The following is a 19,113-nucleotide window of genomic DNA, read 5'->3' as shown; positions in this document are numbered from 1 at the left end:
GCTGGCGCGACATATGTCGTCGCGCCTTTTGCCGATCGTTGCGGCATGCGTGATCAATGCGCTGCCCGCTTCAGCGCAAGGCATCGCCCGCGCCAGCTTTGGTGATCCGACCACACGCTATGATCACGGCGTATTGGGCGATGCGGTCGAATGGGGCAGCCTGACGCTGGGGTTGGCTGACGGCACCAGCCGCCGCATAATCTCGCCCCAAGTCCTTGTATTCGAAGACACATCGCCCCGGATTGCGGATCTGGATGGTGATGGCCAACCCGAAGTGATCGTGGTTGAAAGCCATCAGTCCAAAGGTGCGCGGCTTGCGGTCTATGGCGCGTCCGGGCGCATCGCACAGACGCCCTTTATCGGGCGGAAGAACCGCTGGCTTGCCCCGATTGGTGCTGCGGACTTCACCGGAAATGGGCGGCTCGAGATCGCGATCGTCGTCACACCGCATCTGTCCGGTTCGGTGCAGCTGCTCGCTTACGATAACAGCAGCCTCACCGTCATTGCTACGGCAGAGGGGTTCACCAACCACCGCATCGGTGATCCGGAAATCGCGGGGGGTATCCGCACATGCGGCCCACACCCCGAATTAATCCTTGCGCAGATGCCGTGGCAGCGCAGTGCGCCATCGCAAATGGTGGCCCTTCAGCTTGACGGCAAAACACTAAGCCCGCGAAGCTTCGACGTGCCCTTCACCGCCAGCAATACCGCCGCCGCCCAAGCCTGTACGCTCAGCCCAAACTAAGCACAGACCTGCTTCCAAATGGTTGAAATCCTGGGGGTCCGGGGGCGAGCCCCCGGTCGGTCTCGTCAAACCAGCAGGCCGCGCCCTCAGGACAGCGCACGCCAGCCGATATCGCGGCGGTAGAACCCGCCCGGCCAGTCAATCGCCTCGACCATCTCATAGGCGCGCGCCTGTGCCTCGGCCAGGGTGTCGCCGCGCGCCGTGACGTTCAGTACCCGTCCGCCGATGGCCGTTATCGCCCCGTCTTTCTTGGCGGTGCCCGCATGGAACACCATGTTGCGGCTGTCTTCTGGTAGGGCATCCAATCCCTTGATAACGCTGCCCTTGTCATAGCTTCCGGGATAGCCTTGCGCAGCCATAACGACGGTGACAGCGTGATCGTCGGCCCAGTTCACGCGGGCCTCGTTCAGCCGCCCTTCGGCGGCGGCATGCATCAGGTCAAAAGCCTGCGCGCCAAGACGCATCATCAGGACCTGACACTCAGGGTCGCCAAAACGGGCGTTGTATTCGACCAGACGGGGGGCACCGTCCTTGATCATCAAACCGGCATAAAGCACCCCTTGGTAGGGCGTGCCGCGCTTGGCCATTTCGGCCATGGTCGGGCGGATTATTTCTGCCAACGCACGTTCGGCGATCTCGTCGGTCAGCACCGGCGCGGGCGAATAGGCCCCCATGCCACCGGTGTTGGGGCCGGTATCGCCGTCGCCGACGCGTTTGTGGTCTTGGGCTGTGCCGATCGGCAGTACGGTGTCGCCGTCACATAAAACAAAAAAGGACGCTTCTTCGCCGTCCATAAACTCTTCGATCACCACCTCTGCGCCCGCGTCGCCGAAGGTGCCGTCGAACATCGTATCGACGGCGGCCAGCGCTTCGGCATCGGTCTCGGCGATGATCACGCCTTTGCCCGCTGCAAGGCCGTCGGCCTTGATCACGATCGGGGCAGGGTGGTCGGCCAGATAGGCCCGCGCAGCGTCTGCGTCGGTGAAATGCCCATAGGCGGCAGTGGGGGCGTTTGCGGCGTCGCAGATCTCTTTCGTAAAGGCTTTGGAGGCTTCCAGCGCCGCGGCCGCTTTTGACGGGCCAAACACCAATACGCCGGCAGCGCGCAGATCATCGCCAACGCCTGCAGCAAGCGGGGCTTCTGGCCCGATGATGACGAAATCGATGTTGTTTTCGTCGACAAAACCGACCACCGCGGCCCCGTCGTTGATGTCGAAACTGGCGCAATCCGCGATGGCGGCGATTCCGGCATTGCCCGGTGCCACGATCAGCTTGTCGCATTTAGGATTTTGCAATACGGCCCAGGCCAGGCTGTGTTCGCGCCCGCCGCTGCCCAGAATGAGGATGTTCATGGTTGCACTCCCTTGGCCTTGGTTGCTGCGCGTTCTAAGCTGGGACTGAGCCCGACACAAGATAAACACGGAAAGACACCGCTGATGGATCTGATCGACGACCCGCGCGAGGGGCAGAACAGCCCCGAATTCACCGTGACCGAGCTTTCGGGCGCGATCAAACGGGTGATCGAGGGCGAATTCGGCCATGTACGGATTCGCGGCGAGGTGGGGCGTGTCAGCCGGCCACGTTCAGGGCATATCTATCTTGATCTCAAGGACGACAGTTCGGTAATTTCCGGTGTGATCTGGAAAGGCGTGTCAGCACGGCTTGAAACCCAACCCGAAGAGGGGATGGAGGTGATTGCCACGGGGCGCATCACCACCTTTGGCGGGCAGTCGAAGTACCAGATCGTGATCGAGGATATCAAACCCGCGGGCATGGGCGCGCTGATGGCGTTGCTGGAAAAACGCAAGGCGGTGCTGGCGGCCGAGGGGCTGTTCGCCCCTGAACGCAAACGCCCGCTGCCCTACCTGCCAGAGGTGATCGGCGTCGTGACCTCGCCCTCGGGGGCGGTGATCCGCGATATCCTGCACCGTCTGCGCGACCGGTTTCCGCGCAAGGTGTTGATCTGGCCCGTCGCCGTGCAGGGGGCGAAATGCGCGCCAGAAGTCGCGCGCGCCATTGCGGGGTTCAACGCGCTGACCCCGGGCGGAGCCTTGCCGCGGCCTGATCTGTTGATTGTGGCGCGCGGCGGCGGTTCGGTCGAGGATTTATGGGGGTTCAACGAAGAGATCGTCGCTCGGGCAGCCGCAGCCTCCGACATTCCGCTGATTTCGGCGGTGGGGCATGAAACCGATACCACGCTGATCGACTATGTCTCTGACAAGCGCGCGCCCACGCCGACGGCGGCAGCCGAGCTTGCGGTGCCTGTGCGCCATGAACTTGTCGCCCTGCTTGATGGGCAGGAGGCACGGATGACCCAAGCGCTCAGCCAGGGCCTTGCGCGCCGTGACCAGCGGTTGCGCGACATGGCGCGCGCGTTGCCTCGGCCCGACAGCCTGCTTGATGGTCCGCGCCAGCGGCTCGATATGCGCGGCGCCCGTCTGGGTCCGGCGCTGACCGCGGGTGTGCAGAAACGAAAGGTGCATCTCTCTGACATCTCTGGCGCGTTGCGCCCTGCCACCCTGCGCCGCAGCCTTCAGGCAGAGCAACGCAGGCTGGCCGCCTTGGCCGATCGCTTCCGCCCCGAGGCATTGGGCCGCGAGCAAAAGCGCCGTCTTGAAGGTTTGATCGCCCGATTCCGCCCCGACGCGTTAGAGCAGGACCGAAAGCGGAAAGAGGAATCCTTTCAATCGCTTGCGCGGCGACTTTCAGATGCTGGGCAACGGCAGACCCAAGGCTGGCACAAACAGATTGCAGGGCTTGACCGTCTGCATGAGATGCTAAGCTATAAATCGACGCTGGCACGGGGCTACGCCGTGGTGCGCGGCGACGGGGGCGTGGTGACAACCAAGCAGGCGGCGCAGGATGCCTCGGCGCTCGAGATTGAATTTATCGACGGCAAGATGAAGATCGGCGGCGGGGCGGCCCCCAAAAAGACCCCCAAGAAAGCGCCCGAACAAGGCAGTCTCTTCTAGGTCTCAGACCCCTACTTTCGGGCCGAGGCAGGTGAAATCCTGACCGCTGTTTTGCGCCTCGTAAAGCTCGGTGGTGGTCGGGTCGTTTTCGAACTGTGCGATCAACCCGGCCGCCCCTTCGCGAAAGCGCCAACACTGGGGTGTCGGGTTCTCGTCATAGGTAAAGCAAATCTTGCCCGCATCTTCGTACCAGCTGCCTGACTTGCATTCACCGTCCAGAAAGGACCATTCGACGCGCCGGTCGCTCAGATACCGCTCGGCACCGTAGGTCTCTCCGTTTTGGGCGTAGAACAGGGTTTTGCCCCGTGTATAGGCGTCAAATTCTGCCGCGGACATCATGGATTGCGCGGCCAAAGGGGCGGCCTGTGTCAGGGCGAGGATCAGGGCAAGCTGTTTCATAGCCGCAGCGTGCCAGAAACCCGGGGCGTGATCTAGTCTTGATCGCGGACCGGCTGCCAACGCGCAACACGGCGGTCCATCACCCGGTGCCACAGCGGTGGGACCAGCGCCAGCACTGCCATCACCGGCAGGGATCGTGGTAGCATCGGCATGGTGCCCGGTGTCAGTTCCAGCGCCGGAAAGGCGCGCGAGGGGCGCATGTGATGGTCCGAATGGAGCGGCGCATTCAGCATCATCGCCGAGGAATACCACGCAGGCGCATTCCAACTATGCTGCGGGCCCACGGGCTCGGGCTTGCCATTTTCGGATATTTTGCGGCGCAGGCCATAGTGTTGCACATAGTCGGACAGCAACAGCTGCATTTGCGCATAGGCCGCCAGCGCCAGCATCGCAACGACCCCACGTGCTCCGGCCACTGCAAAGCTGGCGGCGAGGGTGATCAACGCACCGGTGACATAGGTGACATAAGGGTGTGACAACAGGTGCCGTTTTCCACGCCGCTGCCGCGTATCAGCCCGTAGCCCGGCCATAAACTCGCCTTTTAGGGCGCGCAGGGCATAGGTATAGAAGCCTTCGCCCAATCTGGCCGAATTCGGATCATGCTCCGTTGCGACGTAGATGTGATGCACGCGCAGGTGGGCCGACACGTGATGGCCGTGCAAAAGGCTGCAATAAATTGCGGTGCCGATCCGTCGGCGCCATTTCGATGCGGCGTGGATCAGCTCATGCGCGTTGGAGTTCGAGATCTGGCCAAGAAACAAACCAAGCCCGATATAAATCAACAGCTTGTCGGTCACGTTCAACGTGTCGCTTGCGCCTAGCGCCCAGACCCCAAGGGGCAAAAGCGTGAAATGCACAACGGCCAGTGTCAGGCTTAGAACACGACCCGAAGAGTTTCGCACTGGCAGCCGGCGAGATAGCCTATCAAGGAAGAACACGACCACAGTGATCGACAGCAGCGCGATCAGGGGCCAGGGGCCGCCGCGTAGACAGGCGAGTAACAGAAATATCGCTGGGGTCAGGCTGGCGATGCTGTACCAGAACATAGGGCGGCTCCGCTGGGGATGCGTGTTTCTTATACGCGAAACGGCGCGTGAAAAAGGGCCTAGGTCGCCGCAGCTACCGCGTAAAGTGCTGCGGATTGGTCGCTTTTACTCTGCGCAAGCTGATGCGGCTTTGATAGCGTGATGCGAAAGCGATACGAGAGGGCAGCCCGATGGCGTTGGATAATCATGATACCTCAGATGCAAACGCACCGCGCAAAGGTGTGTGGAAATCCGGCAAGGGTAAGGGGCGTAGCCATACCAAGGGTCGCCAGCTGCAAGAGGACGCGTGGGATGAGGTGCGCGCCTTATTGGCGGATAAACCGCGACGTGCCGATCTGCTGATTGAGCATTTGCATCTTATTCAAGATAAATTCGGGCATCTTTCTGCGGCGCACCTGCGCGCTTTGGCTGAAGAAATGCGCATGAGCATGGCCGAAGTTTACGAAGTCGCAACGTTCTATGCCCATTTTGACGTGGTGAAAGAGGGGGAAACACCACCGCCCGCGTTGACCATACGGATTTGCGATTCTCTGTCCTGCGAATTGGCCGGTGCGCAGGCGTTGAAAGCCGCACTGGAAGATGGGTTGGACGCGTCAGAGGTGCGTGTCGTGCGTGCGCCTTGTATGGGGCGTTGTGATACGGCACCGGCGCTTGAGATCGGGCATAACTTTGTCGACCACGCAACCTTGGAACAGGTGAAGCAGGTCATCGCGGCAGGCGATACCCATGTTCATATGCCCGACTACGAAGCGTTCGACGCCTATGTCGCTGACGGGGGGTATGAGGCGCTCACGAAACTGCGCCGTGATGGCGATTGGGAGGACGTGCAGCAAAACCTGCTCGACGCTGGTTTGCGCGGTCTTGGCGGCGCCGGTTTCCCGTCGGGTAAGAAATGGGGGTTCGTGCGGGATAACGCGGGCCCGCGCTATATGGCGGTCAACGGCGATGAGGGGGAGCCCGGCACCTTCAAGGATCGCTGGTACCTGGAACGCGTACCACATCTTTTCCTAGAGGGGATGCTGATCGCCGCATGGGCCGTAGAGGCAGAGAAAGTGTTCTTGTACATGCGGGACGAATACCCGCAGGTGCTCGCGCTCCTTCGGACAGAGATTGCGGCGCTCGAGGCTGCAGGCATTGTTCCCGCAGGATACATTGATCTGCGGCGCGGTGCGGGGGCTTATATTTGCGGTGAAGAATCCGCGATGATTGAAAGCATCGAGGGCAAGCGTGGGCTGCCGCGGCACCGTCCCCCCTATGTGGCGCAGGTGGGTATCTTTGGTCGGCCCACCTTGGTGCATAACGTTGAAACCCTGCATTGGGTGGCGCGCATCTGCCGCGAAGGGCCCGAGGTGCTGAGCAGCACGGAAAAGAACGGGCGCAAGGGCCTGCGCAGCTATTCGGTATCCGGGCGCGTTGCCAAACCGGGGATGTATGAACTGCCTGCGGGATCCACGATCACCGATGTCATCGAGGCTGCGGGTGGCATGGCCGACGGGCACCGGTTCAAAGCCTATCAACCGGGTGGGCCATCTTCGGGGCTGCTGCCCGCTGCGATGGATGACATACCGCTGGACTTTGATACATTGCAGCCGCACGGGTCTTTCATCGGCTCTGCAGCAGTAGTGGTGCTGTCGGACCAAGATAGCGCCAAGGCCGCAGCGTTGAATATGCTACGTTTTTTTGAGGATGAAAGCTGCGGGCAATGCACCCCCTGTCGCGTGGGTTGCGAAAAAGCCGTCAAGCTGATGCAGGCGGACCGCTGGGATAAACCCCTGCTGGAAGAACTATCGACCGCTATGGTCGATGCCTCTATCTGCGGGTTGGGGCAGGCAGCGCCGAACCCGATCCGCTTGGTCATCAAACACTTCCCCGACGAGGTTTAGAACGGGATAGACGTTTCTTCAAAGTGGGAATTAGTTCTGCACCACCAAACAGGTGCACCCCGTCGCGCGCATCCTGTCGCACAGGCGCTGGGCGTCGGTGCGGGTGTTGCTGCCGTATTGTCCAAAGTAGAATCCTTTGCGGCGCGACACGCGGTTTTTCTTGAACAGGAAATCCAGACGCCGCCCTTTTACCGCGCTGCGACAGCTTGCTGTCTGGGCATTGGCTTTATCCCGCGCGCGGTCCTTGCTGGTCCCGAAGGATACCTGAACCCCCCAGGGTTTGATCACCAGGGCAGGGGGTGTCACCTTTAGGGCGGTCACCCGGCGATTGCGTGCCATCTCGTAGCAGGCGGGCAGGAAAGCTTGCGTTTTTGAGAGCCGGAAATCGGGCGTTTTGGGCGGGGCATCGCGCCATTGTTCGGCGTCCAGACCGGTGATGATGGGGACATAGGCGACCGTCTCGGGGGCGAGTCCTTTGCCGATTAGAAACCCCTCTGCACGGCGCTCACCGCCATTGTAGCCGATCGCGGCCAGCCCTTCGGTCCCGTATTTCTGCGTCATTTCAGCCAGATACTGGGCAGAGTGTTCCAGTGCGTCAGCTGGATTATACGGGTCTTTCAGCCCGCGCAACGCGGCGGTGGAGGGGATAAACTGCGCAATGCCGCGCGCATTGGCATGGCTCAACGCGTTTTGGTCAAACCGGCTTTCTTGCCAGATGAGCCGTGCGAAAAATCCGCTGTCCAGCCCGTGCCGCTCGGAAAAGACCTTGATCGCGTTGCACGTGTCATACACGAAATGCGCAGGGCGGATGCAGTGGGCATGGCCCCATTTGGTGCTGGAACAGTAGCGCTGGTCCGGCTCGGCCTGCGCCGCCCCTGCCATCAGTATTACCCAGAGCACCCATAAAAACCGCATGCAGACTTGGTGCGCGACGGGCCCCTAGCTGTCAATTGCTCTTGTCGCCCTTCCATCCCGCCGGTCGAGCCTATAGATCATAGAAAACGCCTGACAATTCGGAGAGCGCGCTTGGCCTTTTTTCAAAAGCTAAAATCCAAAATGTTCAAATCCTCGTCCAAGATCGACGAGGGGCTTGAGGCGATTGTCGAAGATGGCGGGGCGACGGATACCCCTGAAACGGTGGATGAAGTTCCCGTCGATCAGGTGATGGAGGCGCCGCAGGCCGCGGCCCAAGCATTGCCCGAAGCGATGGATGATGAACCCGCACCGATGCCCGCGGATGAAGAGGATACGCCCGCGCCCGTGCCGCTGCGCGAGACGATGACCCCCGTGGCCCCCGATCTGGTGCCCGCACCCCCCGAGCCTGCACCGGCCAAGCCCGGTCTGATGGGCCGCTTGATGGGACGCAGCGCCGCGGCCCCTGTTGTGCGGCGTGTGCTGGATGACGAGATGCTCGAACAGCTCGAAGAGCTGCTGATCTCGACCGATATGGGCGTGGATACGGCCCTGCGCGTCACCGCGAATATGGCCGAGGGGCGCTTTGGCAAGCGTCTGTCTGTAGACGAGATCAAACGCCTCATGGCGACAGAGGTCGCGCGGATCATGGACCCGATTGCCAAGCCTTTGCCGATCTATGCCAAGACACCGCAGGTGGTGCTTGTGGTGGGGGTAAACGGGTCGGGCAAGACGACCACAATCGGCAAGCTGGCCAGCCAGTTTAAAGCCGCAGGCAAGAACGTCGTGATCGCCGCCGGTGACACATTTCGCGCCGCCGCTGTCGAACAATTGCAGGTCTGGGGCGACCGTGCCGACGTGCCGGTGTTGACCGCAGGGCAGGGGTCGGACCCGGCGAGCCTTGCGTTTGACGCGATGACTCAGGCGGAGCGTGACGGCGCTGATCTGCTGCTGATTGACACGGCCGGACGGTTGCAAAACCGCGGCGACCTGATGGAAGAACTGGCCAAGATCGTGCGGGTCATTCGCAAGAAAGACCCAAGCGCGCCGCATAATACTCTGTTGGTGCTGGATGCGACGACAGGGCAGAATGCGCTCAACCAAGTGAAGGTTTTTCAGGAAATTTCAGATGTTTCCGGTCTGGTCATGACCAAGCTGGACGGCACGGCCAAGGGCGGTGTGCTGGTGGCGCTTGCGGATAAGTTCGGGCTGCCGATCCATGCCATCGGCGTGGGCGAACAGATTGATGATCTGCAGCCTTTTGACCCGCAGGAGTTTGCGGATGCCTTGATGGGGCTGGACCCGCAGTGACGCAGCATAAAGGTTCGGCGACATGACCGAATGGATCAGCCAAATTGAAGGCACCGCAGCGGGGCACCAAGCGGCGCTTTGGCTTGCGCTGGCCGCGGCTTTTCTGCACGCCGTTTTTGGCGCGCTTCAGAAAGGGCGGCATGATCCGTGGTTGACCCGCGGGGCGATCGACTTTTCCTATTGCCTGATAGCAGCCCCCTTTGCACTGTTTGTCGTGCCGTGGCCCGAGCCCCATATGTGGGTCATTTTTGCCGGGGCTTGGGCGATCCATATTGTCTATAAGCTGTTACAGGCCTGGGCCTACACCAAGGGGGCCTATACGGTCGTCTACCCTGTGGTGCGCGGCACGGGGCCCTTGTTCACCGTGATCGGCGCCTACCTCATTTTTGGAGAGAGCTTTTCGGGCGTGCAATGGTTGGGCGTTGCGGTGCTGGTGGCCGGCATCTTCGGGCTGGCGCTGTATAACTTTGTCTACCTCGTGTCCGAACGCGATACGCTGAACGCGGCCCTTGGGCTGGCGGTGCTGACGGGGCTTTTCGTGGCGCTTTATACCACGTTCGACGCCTATGGCATCCGCGCGACGGACAACCCGTTTACCTTTCTGGCGTGGTTTTTCATGATCGACGGGCTGGTCATGCCCGTGATCGCCGCGCGCCGCTGGCTGCGGATGGAGGATCGCCCCGAGCTTGGACCGTTGATGACCCGCGGCGTGGCGGGTGGCTTTGTCGCCTTTTTCAGCTTTGGTTCGATCATGCTGGCGACCCGTCTGGACAAAGTGGGCGAGGCCGCCGTGCTGCGTGAAACCTCGACCGTGTTTGCGGCGCTGATCGGATGGTTGGTGCTGAAAGAAACCGTAGGCCCGCGCCGTATTGCCCTGATGGCGCTGATCGCGCTTGGCGCGGTGATCGTCGAAATGGGCGGATAACTGGAGAGCAAGATGAGCACGACACGCGAGATAAACCCTTTCGTCAAATCGGCGCTGGAATACGGGCCGGTGCTGATATTCTTTGTCGCCTATCTGCGCTTCAAGGACGAGACCTTCACCCTTTGGGGCACCGACTACAGCGGCTTTATTGTGGTCACGGCGGCCTTTGTACCGCTGTTGATCCTGTCGACGGGCGCGCTGTGGGCGCTGACGGGCAAGATCAGCCGCATGCAGGTTGCCACAGTCATTCTGGTGACGCTGTTCGGGGGCCTGTCGGTTTGGCTGAATGACGAGAGGTTCTTTAAAATGAAGCCGACCGCCATCTACCTTTTGTTTGCAGCGCTGCTGGCGATCGGTCTGGCGCGGGGGCAATCCTATCTCAAGTTCGTGATGGAAGAGATGATGCCTTTGAATGACGCCGGCTGGATGATCCTGACCAAACGGCTGATGCTGTGCTTTTTCGGATTGGCGCTCGCGAACGAGCTGATCTGGCGCTTTGCCAGCACCGAGACTTGGGTGTATTTCAAGACATTCGGGCTGACGGCGGCGGTGTTTGTGTTTTTCATGACGCAAGGGCGGCTGTTCCAGACCTATGGTTTGGAAAAAGACGAAAGCTAGGACGGGGGCCAGCCCCCGCTGCCCCGTATGGGGCAGCACCCCCGGGATTTACGGCCATTTGGAAGGCGGCTCGCTGTTATAGTTGACGCGAGCGGGCGAGGGGCGTAGCAGATGACATGTGGCGATTTGATACCGGATTGCGGGCCACGGGCAGAGAAACCTGCCAAATTCCGCTAAAAGGTCAGGATGAAAGCCCCCTTTCGCTTGACCGCGTCTGGGGTTTTTTTACGCCCGCTGCACGGCGGGACAGGAAGGATGAGAGAATGAGCGTTGATTGGAAACCACGGACCAAGGCTGTTCACAGTGGCACCCGCCGCAGCCAGTATAACGAAGTGTCCGAGGCCGTGTTCCTGACACAGGGTTTTGTCTATGACAGCGCCGAACAGGCCGAGGCGCGGTTCCAGTCGCTGGGGGATGACGAGTTTATCTATGCCCGCTATGGCAACCCCACGGTGCGCATGTTCGAGGACCGGATCTCGGGCCTTTTGGGGTATGAGGATTGTTTCGCCTGTACCTCTGGTATGGCGGCGGTCAGCGGCGCGCTGACATCGCTGCTGAAAGCAGGCGATCACGTGGTCGCCGCGCGCGCGCTTTTCGGGTCGTGCCTATATGTGCTGGAGGATATCCTGGCGCGTTTCGGGGTCGAGGTGACCTTGATCGACGGCACGGATAATGCGGCCTGGGATGCTGCCATTCGCCCTGACACGACCATGGTCTTCTTTGAGAGCATTTCGAACCCCACCCTGGAAGTCGTTGACATGCGCCATGTGGTGAAAGCGGCCCATGCCGTCGGCGCGCTGGTGCTGGCGGATGACGCGATGGCGACGCCGGTATTTTCCTATGCCAAGGAATGTGGTGCGGATATCGCCATTATCTCGACCACGAAACATGTGGACGGGCAGGGGCGTATGCTGGGCGGTGCGATCTGTGGCCCCAAAGAGCTGATCCGCGGACCCATCGAAGCCTATATGAAACACACCGGCGGCGCGATGAACCCGTTTACCGCCTGGACCCACCTCAAGGCGCTTGAAACCATCGACCTGCGTGTGCGTGCCCAAGCGGATGCCGCCTATAAGATCGCAGATGCGCTGAACGGGCACCCCAAGCTGAGCGCTGTGCGCTATCCGACACACCCCAGCCATCCGCAGCACGCGCTCGCCACGTCTCATGCGCCGTCGGCGGGGACCGTCTTGGCGGTAGAGGTCAAGGGCGGTAAGGAGGCGTGTTTTGCATTCCTTAATGCGCTCGAGATTATCACCATCTCGAACAACTTCGCCGATGCGAAATCCATTGCGACCCATCCGGCGACCACGACGCACCAGCGTTTGCCGGATGACCAGAAGGCCACGCTGGGGATCAGCCCCGGCCTTGTGCGCTTGTCTGCGGGGCTTGAGGACGTGGATGATCTGATTGCCGATATCCGTCAGGCGCTGGACACATTGAAGTGATCACTCGGGGGCTTTGCCTGCTTGGCTGGACGGAGCATTGGTAAAGCCCCCGATATCGCCTATATAGGGGGCAACTTGCGAAAGGGCCTTGCTATGAATATCGCCGCGACAGTGATACCGGACCGTGATGACGCGGTTGCCGCACTTGATACGTTGCGGGCCTGGGCGCGCAAGGCCAGCACCGCCGAGATTGAGACGCTGGACCCGTCGCTGGCCCGTCTGCTGCAAAGCGCCGAAAGCTACCCCCAGTTCAGCCGCGATTACCCCAGTGATTTCGCCGTGGGTGACAATTATAAGGCCACGCTACCCGATCTGCAAAACGGACCGTCGAGCCTGATCCGTGGTGCGAAACAGCAGATTCAGCACGTGGGGATTTCGAACTTTCGGTTGCCCATGCGGTTTCACACCCGCGAGGGCAGCGATCTGACGCTCGAGACATCGGTCACCGGATCGGTCAGCCTTGAGGCAGACAAAAAGGGCATTAACATGTCCCGCATCATGCGCAGTTTCTATAAACATGCGGATGAGGTGTTCAGCTTCGAGGTGATGGAAGCTGCGCTGGATGATTATAAGTCCGACCTCGAAAGCTATGATGCCCGCATCCAGATGCGGTTTTCCTTTCCGGTGCAGATTGATAGCCTGCGGTCGGGGCTGTCGGGCTACCAGTATTACGACATTGCGCTTGAGCTGGTCGAGGCCGAAGGCGCGCGCAAGAAGATCATCCACCTTGATTACGTCTATTCCTCTACCTGTCCCTGTTCGCTGGAGCTGTCCGAGCATGCCCGTGCGACACGGGGGCAGCTTGCCACGCCGCATTCGCAACGCTCTGTCGCGCGGATCTCGGTCGAGGTGAACTGCGAGGAAAGCTGCCTGTGGTTCGAAGACCTGATCGACGCGGCGCGGCGTGCGGTGCCAACAGAGACCCAGGTGATGGTCAAACGCGAGGACGAACAGGCGTTTGCCGAGCTGAACGCCGCTAACCCGATCTTTGTCGAAGACGCGGCGCGGTTGTTCTGCGAGCAGTTGCAAGCCGAACCGCGGGTGGGTGATTTTCGCGTTGTGGCCAGCCACCAAGAAAGCCTGCACAGTCATGATGCGATCTCTGTTCTGACGCAGGGCGATACCTTTGCGGCTCAAAGCATTGACCCCAGACTGTTCAGCACGCTGTTTCACGTCGGCTGATGCTAGTACGGTTTTAGGGCAGTTACTCTGACATGTTTTCATTCGGCGCATTTATTGCGCGGAGGTTTGTGGTGCCTGCTTGAAACATGCACAAAGCCATGCTGCGATGCGGCATCTTTGGGATGCTGCTATGCAGAAACGTCGGTTCTCATTGCGGATTGCTTCGTTATATTAAGAGGCAGAACAAGGTAACCGGCAGAAATGCCAAGATAAATCGAGAGTTTATTATGGCTTACAACAGCACAATTTCGCAAAGCAACGTCCCCACCATCAAAGCCCCCTTCGCCGTCATCGGCGGGTTTTTTGCTGCCATCTGGAACGGTTTGATCGCAGCGGGTGCGAATTCGGGCCGGATGCGTCAGGTGACATTCCTGCAGTCCAAGACCGACGAAGAGCTGGCCGCGATGGGTATCAAACGTGATGACATCGTGCACCATGTTTTCCGCGACACATATTACGTCTGATCGGTTCACAGGTTGAGTATTGACGGCCCGGGTGTGTCTTGCCCGGGCCGTTTTGCGTTTTACCGCAGGGCGTGTCCTTGACACCGGCGCGCCGCCGCGCCAACGCTGCGCAGATGTTGGATTTGCGCCCAGTTGGATATGTCATCGGCCTTTTGGTGTCGGTGCTTGGCATCGCGATGATCGTGCCAATGTTGGTCGATATTGCCGAAGGGCGCGGCCATTGGCCCGTCTTCGTCGAGGCCGGGCTGATCACCATGCTGGGGGGCAGCATGATCGCGCTGGCCTGTGCCAACGGGGTCAGGGAAGGGCTGACGATCCAGCAGACCTTTTTGTTGACGACGGCCGTGTGGCTGATGCTGCCGCTCTTCGGCGCTTTGCCGTTCATGCTGGGCGCGACAGAGGCGCGTTTCGTCGATGCGGTGTTCGAGGCCATGTCGGGCATGACCACCACCGGATCAACGGTGTTTTCCGGTCTTGATGATCTGCCCAAGGGGCTGTTGTTGTGGCGCGCGATCCTGCAGTGGCTGGGCGGCATCGGTATCATTGTTGTGGCGATGGTGTTCCTGCCCGAACTGCGCGTCGGTGGTATGCAGATCTTCAAGTCGGAAGCTTTTGATACCTTTGGTAAAATCCTGCCACGGGCCGGGCAGATCGCCAGCCAGATCTCGGTCATTTATGTCTGGCTGACCTTCGCCTGCGCGCTGACCTATCTGACCTTGGGGATGAACGTCTTTGACGCGACGGTCCACGCGCTGACCACCGTGTCTACGGGCGGGTTTTCGAATTATGATGCCTCTTTCGGTACCTTTAGCGGCAATGCGGAATATGCGGCGTCGATCTTCATGGTGCTCGCGGCGTTGCCTTTCGTGCGCTACGTGCAACTGCTGAACGGCAATCCATTGGCCCTGCATCGTGATCCGCAGGTAAAGGGTTTCTTGCTGACGATTGCGGTGCTGGTGGGGCTGATCTTTATCTCTATTCAGTCGGTCTTTCCGCATCATTGGGAGCAATCCCTGCGCGAGGCGCTGTTCAATATCACTTCAATCATTTCGGGCACGGGCTTTGCCTCGGTCGATTATATGACCTGGGGGCCGTTTCCCGTGGCGCTGTTTTTCTTTACGGGGCTGATTGGCGGCTGCGCGGGGTCCACCGCCTGTTCGATCAAGATCTTCCGCTATCAGCTGTTGTTCGCATCCATCCGTGCGCAGTTGCAGCGAATCCGGTCACCCCACGGCATCTTTACCCCGCGCTATGACGGACGCCCGATCAGCGGCGATGTCATGATCTCGGTCATGTCGTTTTTTATGTTCTTCACGCTGACACTAGGGCTGGTGGCCGTGGCGCTCAGCATGACGGGGCTGGATTTCGTGACCTCGATCTCGGGGGCGGGGGCGGCCCTGGGGAACATCGGGCCGGGTCTGGGCAAGATCATCGGGCCGGCGGGCAATTTCAGCACCCTTAACGACACAGCCAAATGGATACTGACCGCCGCAATGCTGGTCGGGCGGCTGGAGCTTATGGCGGTATACGTCATTCTGACATTCAAATTCTGGAGAGCTTAATGAGCGCAGTACAAACCCGTCCTTTGGGGGCACAGATTTCGCATATGCTCAAGTCTCGCGGGGTAGAGGTGATCTTTGGCATCCCCGGCGTGCATAACCAAGAGATGTACCGCGGGATCGAGGAAGCAGGGCTGACCCATGTGCTGGCGCGGCACGAACAGGGGGCGGGCTTTATGGCAGATGGCTATGCCCGGGCCACAGGCAAGCCGGGGGTCGCCTATGTGATCACCGGCCCGGGGCTGTGCAATGTGATGACGCCGATGGGGCAGGCCTACAGCGATTCCGTGCCGGTGCTGGTGTTGTCCTCCTGTCTGGATGAAACGGCGGCGCGTAAGGGGCAGCTGCACCAGATGAAAGACCAGCGCGCGGCGGCGGAAACCGTGTGCGACTGGTCCGAAACGGCGCTGACGGCACCGGCGGCCTACCAGCTGATTGACCGCGCCCTGACCGAATTTGCCACCAGCCGCCCGCGGTCGAAGCATATTTCTGTTCCCATTCACCTGCTGGAGGCGGAGGCCGCCCCCGCGCACGCCCTTGCCGTCAGCGCGACCTTGCCGGCGGTGCCCCCTGCGCAGATCGACCTTCTGGCGCAAAAGCTGGCCGCAGCGCAAAAGCCGCTGTTCATTTTTGGCGGTGGTGCCGTTGGCGTTCAAAACGTTGACGCCCTGCTGGCCCGCTGGCAGGCGGCGAGCCTGACGACCTATGCCGGACGCGGCATCGTCTCGCCCGGAGCGCCGCTGCATTTCGGGGCCTATCTCGCGCGGGAAAGCAGCGTGGATGTGATCGCGCAGGCGGATCTTGTGATCGCCGTCGGGACCGAACTGGCAGAGGTGGACCTCTGGCGCGATTACCTGGGCCATTCCGGCGAGCTGGTGCGCGTTGATATTGATCCGCTGGTTCTGGCGGACCCGCAGGCGGCACCGTTTGCCATCCTTGGTGATGCGGTACAGGTAATGGCCGCGCTTGACGCTGCCTTGCCGGACGAACGCACAGCAGCTGGTTGGAATGCGGCCGAGGTGGCAGGCTGGCGCAAACGCTGGCGGTCAGAAGTGGATATGGAACGTCCGGGCATCCTTGCCGTGGTGGAGGCGGTCAAGGCTGCGACGCCCGAAGGCACGATGATCTACTCGGACATGACCCAATTCGCCTATGCCGCGACAGAGGTCTGGGAGATGGACCGGCCTGGATATTGGCATCATCCTTACGGGTTCGGCACGCTTGGCTACGCAACACCTGCTGCGATTGGTGGGGCCATTGGCCGGCCCGGACTGCCGACCATGGCGATCATCGGGGATTATGGCTTTCAATACACGGTGCAGGAACTGGGGGCTGCGGTAGAGCTGGGGCTGCCGCTGCCGATCATCCTGTGGGACAATGGCAAACTGGGCGAAATCGAAGACAGCATGACCCGCGCGCAGATCGCGCCAAACGCGGTCATCGCTCACAATCCCGATTTTTGCAAACTGGCCGAAGCCTACGGAGCCTATGCTGCGGCACCGAAATCGCTGGAGGAGCTGCCAGAGGTCTTGGCGCAAGCCTTCAAGGCCGACCGCCCGACGTTGATCTATCTGACGCCCCAGACCGCAGTCTGATCAAGGGCGCTGCCCGAAGCGGTTCAAACGACTGACCCCGATCCTCCGTTAAACGGGAGATCGGGGTTTTCTTTATTCCCAACAGCTGACCAGTACGGTCATGCCCTTGGCTTTTTCACGCAGGTCCTGCGGCTTGATCGTGGTGCTGCTGGCCGTGGTATCAACGGTGACACCGGCCTTTTGCGCGAGCTCTGCGATGACCTTGGATTCAACCGCAAACGCGACATCTTCGGGCAATTCGCGTGCGCCATTGGCACGGGGCAGCAACATGCCCAAGACCCGCCCGTCACGATCCAGAATCGGACCACCCGCGTCACCGCTGCGGGCTTCTAGCGCAAGGCGGGCGATGTTCTCTTCGCCTTGCAGCCCACGCACATCGGCCAGCGTGCCATAGGTCACCGTCGCAGATCCGAGCACGCCTTCATAGGGGAAACCCGCAACCGCGATTTCGGATTGCAAACGGGGGGGCACGGTGTTGAACGCCGCCACATCCAGGGGCGAAAGCGCTGCGCGGGGTTTCAGCAGGCTGACCCCGCTGGCCGCATCGTCAACAACCACATCAAGCTCTGTCTCGTCGTCCAGCGTCAGCCGACCACAGCTTTGCACCGCCTCGGATGTGGTGGCAACAGTACCGCGCCCATCAATGAAGAAGCCCGAGCGCGAGATTTTCGGCGACCGGATTTGCAGACCTGACACCAGATCGACAGCCTGACGGTCGCCCCCCCCCGCTGCGGCATCCAGCGTACCGGGCAGGCGGGTGAAGGATTTCGTCATCTCGGCAATCACGCGGCGGCGGCGGTCTTCGTCCCCGGCGGGCCAGATGAGGGTGAAGCCCTTGATCTCGCCATTCTGCAGCGACACCTGCGTCTGGCTGACGATGCGGCCGTTCTCGCCGATCAGCTCGAAACTGTCGGACTTCCGCTCGCGCGGGCCTTCTTCGGGGACGATTTCAAGGGTCTGCATGATGTCATACAGGCCAAAGAGCGTATCTTGATCGCCCGCCTGACTGATCAGCAGAACCCGCGCGTCGATGTCGCCGGTGCCATTGTAATGGGCGAAGGGGGGCTCGAACCGGTCAAACCCCACGATCTTGGTCGGCATCACCATCTCGATCCCGGCGTCGGCGTTGCGCACGACCTGCAGGCCCAGACCTTCGAGCACGGCGTTATATTGTTTCAGAAGGGCGGCGCGTTGCAGCGTTGTCAGCACGCCGGTGGCGTCATAGCCGTTGGCCCCTTGCCAATCGGCCATAGACCCCCGCGTACCCCGCCCGAAGGCACCGTCGATAGAGGCATTGTAAAACCCGGCCCACTTCAGCGCGACCTGCAGCTGTTCGCGCGCCTCGCGGTCAAGCTCCCGTTCGCTGGCGCGCGCTTCGGCCAGGGTTTCGTCACGTGGTGGTTCGGGCAGGACGGGGACTTGCGTGGTTTCTACCTCTACGGTGGCGGTGTTCTCTTGCTCCAGCGCTTCGCTGGCGGGGGGCAGGGTGGTTTGCGTGATCTCACTGTCTGTCTGCGTATCGGTGGGGGATGCAGGGTCAACCGGTGCGATCAGCGGAATGTTCAGGACGTTCGCGCCCACGGGCCAGAACTGCTGCTGGAACCGTTCAGAAAGCTGGATAAAGCTGTCGCGCGGAATCACCCCGTCGCGGCGGTAGCGGCGCAACAACAGCTCTGCGTCATCACGGCGATAGGGGCCGACCGCGATTCCATACCAGCTGCCGCCCAAGGCAAAGCCGTTCACATCCTCAAGATTGGCGCTATAGGCACGTGCGCGATCGGTCGCCGCGGCCAGATTGGGCTGGGCTTCGACCTGTATCCAAACCACATCATCGGCAGACTGTGCAAAGGCAAACGGGGCAATAAACAAGGCGGCGATCAGGGCCGCAAACAGTCGCGTCATAGGTATGGGTGCTCTCAAGGATTTAAACTTGCAGTAGATAAGCAGGAACCTGTGCAAAATACCATGCTTGAGACAGCGCAAATCATCACAAAGCTGCCAATTGACCCTACCGCGACAGCACCTTAGGAAAGGCGCGCAGCAGCAAAGGCAAA

The 19,113-nt window shown here is 60.8% G+C and carries 16 protein-coding genes; 11 read left to right on the top strand and 5 right to left on the bottom strand.

What is annotated here, in order from left to right; genetic code table 11:
* Nucleotides 1-13: 13 nt before the first annotated feature.
* Nucleotides 14-745, top strand: coding sequence for an FG-GAP repeat domain-containing protein (locus tag ACTRWK_RS01170; protein WP_462843761.1), 732 nt, complete (start codon nt 14-16; stop codon nt 743-745).
* An 86-nt stretch (nt 746-831) separates the two neighbouring features.
* On the opposite strand, the gene purD is transcribed toward ACTRWK_RS01170, so the two are convergent.
* A complete protein-coding gene (purD, locus tag ACTRWK_RS01165; RefSeq protein WP_005854217.1) occupies nt 832-2,097 on the bottom strand; it encodes a phosphoribosylamine--glycine ligase in 1,266 nt (421 codons plus the stop codon).
* A gap of 84 nt (nt 2,098-2,181) precedes the next feature.
* On the opposite strand from purD, the gene xseA reads away from it, so the two are divergent.
* On the top strand, nt 2,182-3,717 hold the full coding sequence (gene xseA, locus ACTRWK_RS01160; protein ID WP_037944562.1) for an exodeoxyribonuclease VII large subunit: 1,536 nt from the start codon (nt 2,182-2,184) through the stop codon (nt 3,715-3,717).
* A gap of 3 nt (nt 3,718-3,720) precedes the next feature.
* On the opposite strand, the gene ACTRWK_RS01155 is transcribed toward xseA, so the two are convergent.
* Together ACTRWK_RS01155 and ACTRWK_RS01150 are read right to left on the bottom strand one after the other, a co-directional pair.
* A complete protein-coding gene (locus ACTRWK_RS01155) occupies nt 3,721-4,116 on the bottom strand; it encodes a hypothetical protein (protein WP_037944561.1) in 396 nt (131 codons plus the stop codon).
* A gap of 32 nt (nt 4,117-4,148) precedes the next feature.
* The gene (locus tag ACTRWK_RS01150; protein ID WP_037944560.1) at nt 4,149-5,162 is read right to left on the bottom strand and encodes an alkane 1-monooxygenase; all 1,014 of its coding nucleotides are present in this window, start codon (nt 5,160-5,162) and stop codon (nt 4,149-4,151) included.
* A gap of 170 nt (nt 5,163-5,332) precedes the next feature.
* Here ACTRWK_RS01150 and ACTRWK_RS01145 point away from each other — a divergent pair, with 170 nt between their 5' ends.
* The gene (locus ACTRWK_RS01145) at nt 5,333-7,045 is read left to right on the top strand and encodes an NAD(P)H-dependent oxidoreductase subunit E (protein WP_289081258.1); all 1,713 of its coding nucleotides are present in this window, start codon (nt 5,333-5,335) and stop codon (nt 7,043-7,045) included.
* 30 nt (nt 7,046-7,075) lie between these two features.
* Here ACTRWK_RS01145 and ACTRWK_RS01140 read toward each other — a convergent pair whose 3' ends face one another.
* Nucleotides 7,076-7,945 (bottom strand): lytic transglycosylase domain-containing protein, encoded by an 870-nt coding sequence (locus tag ACTRWK_RS01140; protein ID WP_462843760.1) that lies wholly within the window; start codon nt 7,943-7,945, stop codon nt 7,076-7,078.
* A gap of 126 nt (nt 7,946-8,071) precedes the next feature.
* On the opposite strand from ACTRWK_RS01140, the gene ftsY reads away from it, so the two are divergent.
* From ftsY to ACTRWK_RS01100, 8 genes are all read left to right on the top strand, one after another.
* Nucleotides 8,072-9,268, top strand: a complete 1,197-nt coding sequence (gene ftsY / locus ACTRWK_RS01135) for a signal recognition particle-docking protein FtsY (protein ID WP_289081260.1) — start codon at nt 8,072-8,074, stop codon at nt 9,266-9,268.
* Nucleotides 9,269-9,290: 22 nt separating this feature from the next.
* A complete protein-coding gene (locus ACTRWK_RS01130; RefSeq protein WP_289081261.1) occupies nt 9,291-10,193 on the top strand; it encodes a DMT family transporter in 903 nt (300 codons plus the stop codon).
* 12 nt (nt 10,194-10,205) lie between these two features.
* On the top strand, nt 10,206-10,811 hold the full coding sequence (locus tag ACTRWK_RS01125) for an inner membrane-spanning protein YciB (protein ID WP_037944555.1): 606 nt from the start codon (nt 10,206-10,208) through the stop codon (nt 10,809-10,811).
* A 263-nt stretch (nt 10,812-11,074) separates the two neighbouring features.
* Nucleotides 11,075-12,259 (top strand): aminotransferase class V-fold PLP-dependent enzyme, encoded by a 1,185-nt coding sequence (locus ACTRWK_RS01120; protein WP_037944554.1) that lies wholly within the window; start codon nt 11,075-11,077, stop codon nt 12,257-12,259.
* 93 nt (nt 12,260-12,352) lie between these two features.
* Nucleotides 12,353-13,441, top strand: a complete 1,089-nt coding sequence (gene folE2, locus ACTRWK_RS01115) for a GTP cyclohydrolase FolE2 (RefSeq protein ID WP_289081262.1) — start codon at nt 12,353-12,355, stop codon at nt 13,439-13,441.
* A 227-nt stretch (nt 13,442-13,668) separates the two neighbouring features.
* A complete protein-coding gene (locus ACTRWK_RS01110) occupies nt 13,669-13,905 on the top strand; it encodes a hypothetical protein (protein ID WP_005854202.1) in 237 nt (78 codons plus the stop codon).
* A 113-nt stretch (nt 13,906-14,018) separates the two neighbouring features.
* The gene (locus ACTRWK_RS01105) at nt 14,019-15,467 is read left to right on the top strand and encodes a TrkH family potassium uptake protein (protein WP_037945061.1); all 1,449 of its coding nucleotides are present in this window, start codon (nt 14,019-14,021) and stop codon (nt 15,465-15,467) included.
* Nucleotides 15,467-17,059, top strand: a complete 1,593-nt coding sequence (locus ACTRWK_RS01100) for a 5-guanidino-2-oxopentanoate decarboxylase (protein WP_289081263.1) — start codon at nt 15,467-15,469, stop codon at nt 17,057-17,059. The genes ACTRWK_RS01105 and ACTRWK_RS01100 overlap by 1 nt, the downstream gene beginning before the upstream one ends.
* 72 nt (nt 17,060-17,131) lie before the next feature.
* On the opposite strand, the gene ACTRWK_RS01095 is transcribed toward ACTRWK_RS01100, so the two are convergent.
* Nucleotides 17,132-18,961 carry a serine protease gene (locus ACTRWK_RS01095; protein WP_037944550.1) on the bottom strand — a complete coding sequence of 610 codons (1,830 nt, stop codon included), beginning with the start codon at nt 18,959-18,961 and terminating at the stop codon, nt 17,132-17,134.
* Nucleotides 18,962-19,113: the final 152 nt, after the last annotated feature.

The sequence above is a fragment of the Sulfitobacter sp. G5_S2_6_S6 genome (assembly GCF_054968505.1).
The sequence above is the reverse complement of the archived record's forward strand: the minus strand, read 5'-3'. Positions and strand labels throughout refer to the sequence as shown.

Bases quoted from the DNA above. Each gene is read 5' to 3' on its own strand.
- ACTRWK_RS01170 (WP_462843761.1), top strand. From the start codon at position 14: ATGTCGTCGCGCCTTTTGCCGATCGTTGCGGCATGCGTGATCAATGCG.
- purD (WP_005854217.1), bottom strand. From the start codon at position 2,097: ATGAACATCCTCATTCTGGGCAGCGGCGGGCGCGAACACAGCCTGGCC.
- xseA (WP_037944562.1), top strand. From the start codon at position 2,182: ATGGATCTGATCGACGACCCGCGCGAGGGGCAGAACAGCCCCGAATTC.
- ACTRWK_RS01155 (WP_037944561.1), bottom strand. From the start codon at position 4,116: ATGAAACAGCTTGCCCTGATCCTCGCCCTGACACAGGCCGCCCCTTTG.
- ACTRWK_RS01150 (WP_037944560.1), bottom strand. From the start codon at position 5,162: ATGTTCTGGTACAGCATCGCCAGCCTGACCCCAGCGATATTTCTGTTA.
- ACTRWK_RS01145 (WP_289081258.1), top strand. From the start codon at position 5,333: ATGGCGTTGGATAATCATGATACCTCAGATGCAAACGCACCGCGCAAA.
- ACTRWK_RS01130 (WP_289081261.1), top strand. From the start codon at position 9,291: ATGACCGAATGGATCAGCCAAATTGAAGGCACCGCAGCGGGGCACCAA.
- ACTRWK_RS01125 (WP_037944555.1), top strand. From the start codon at position 10,206: ATGAGCACGACACGCGAGATAAACCCTTTCGTCAAATCGGCGCTGGAA.
- ACTRWK_RS01120 (WP_037944554.1), top strand. From the start codon at position 11,075: ATGAGCGTTGATTGGAAACCACGGACCAAGGCTGTTCACAGTGGCACC.
- folE2 (WP_289081262.1), top strand. From the start codon at position 12,353: ATGAATATCGCCGCGACAGTGATACCGGACCGTGATGACGCGGTTGCC.
- ACTRWK_RS01110 (WP_005854202.1), top strand. From the start codon at position 13,669: ATGGCTTACAACAGCACAATTTCGCAAAGCAACGTCCCCACCATCAAA.
- ACTRWK_RS01105 (WP_037945061.1), top strand. From the start codon at position 14,019: ATGTTGGATTTGCGCCCAGTTGGATATGTCATCGGCCTTTTGGTGTCG.
- ACTRWK_RS01100 (WP_289081263.1), top strand. From the start codon at position 15,467: ATGAGCGCAGTACAAACCCGTCCTTTGGGGGCACAGATTTCGCATATG.
- ACTRWK_RS01095 (WP_037944550.1), bottom strand. From the start codon at position 18,961: ATGACGCGACTGTTTGCGGCCCTGATCGCCGCCTTGTTTATTGCCCCG.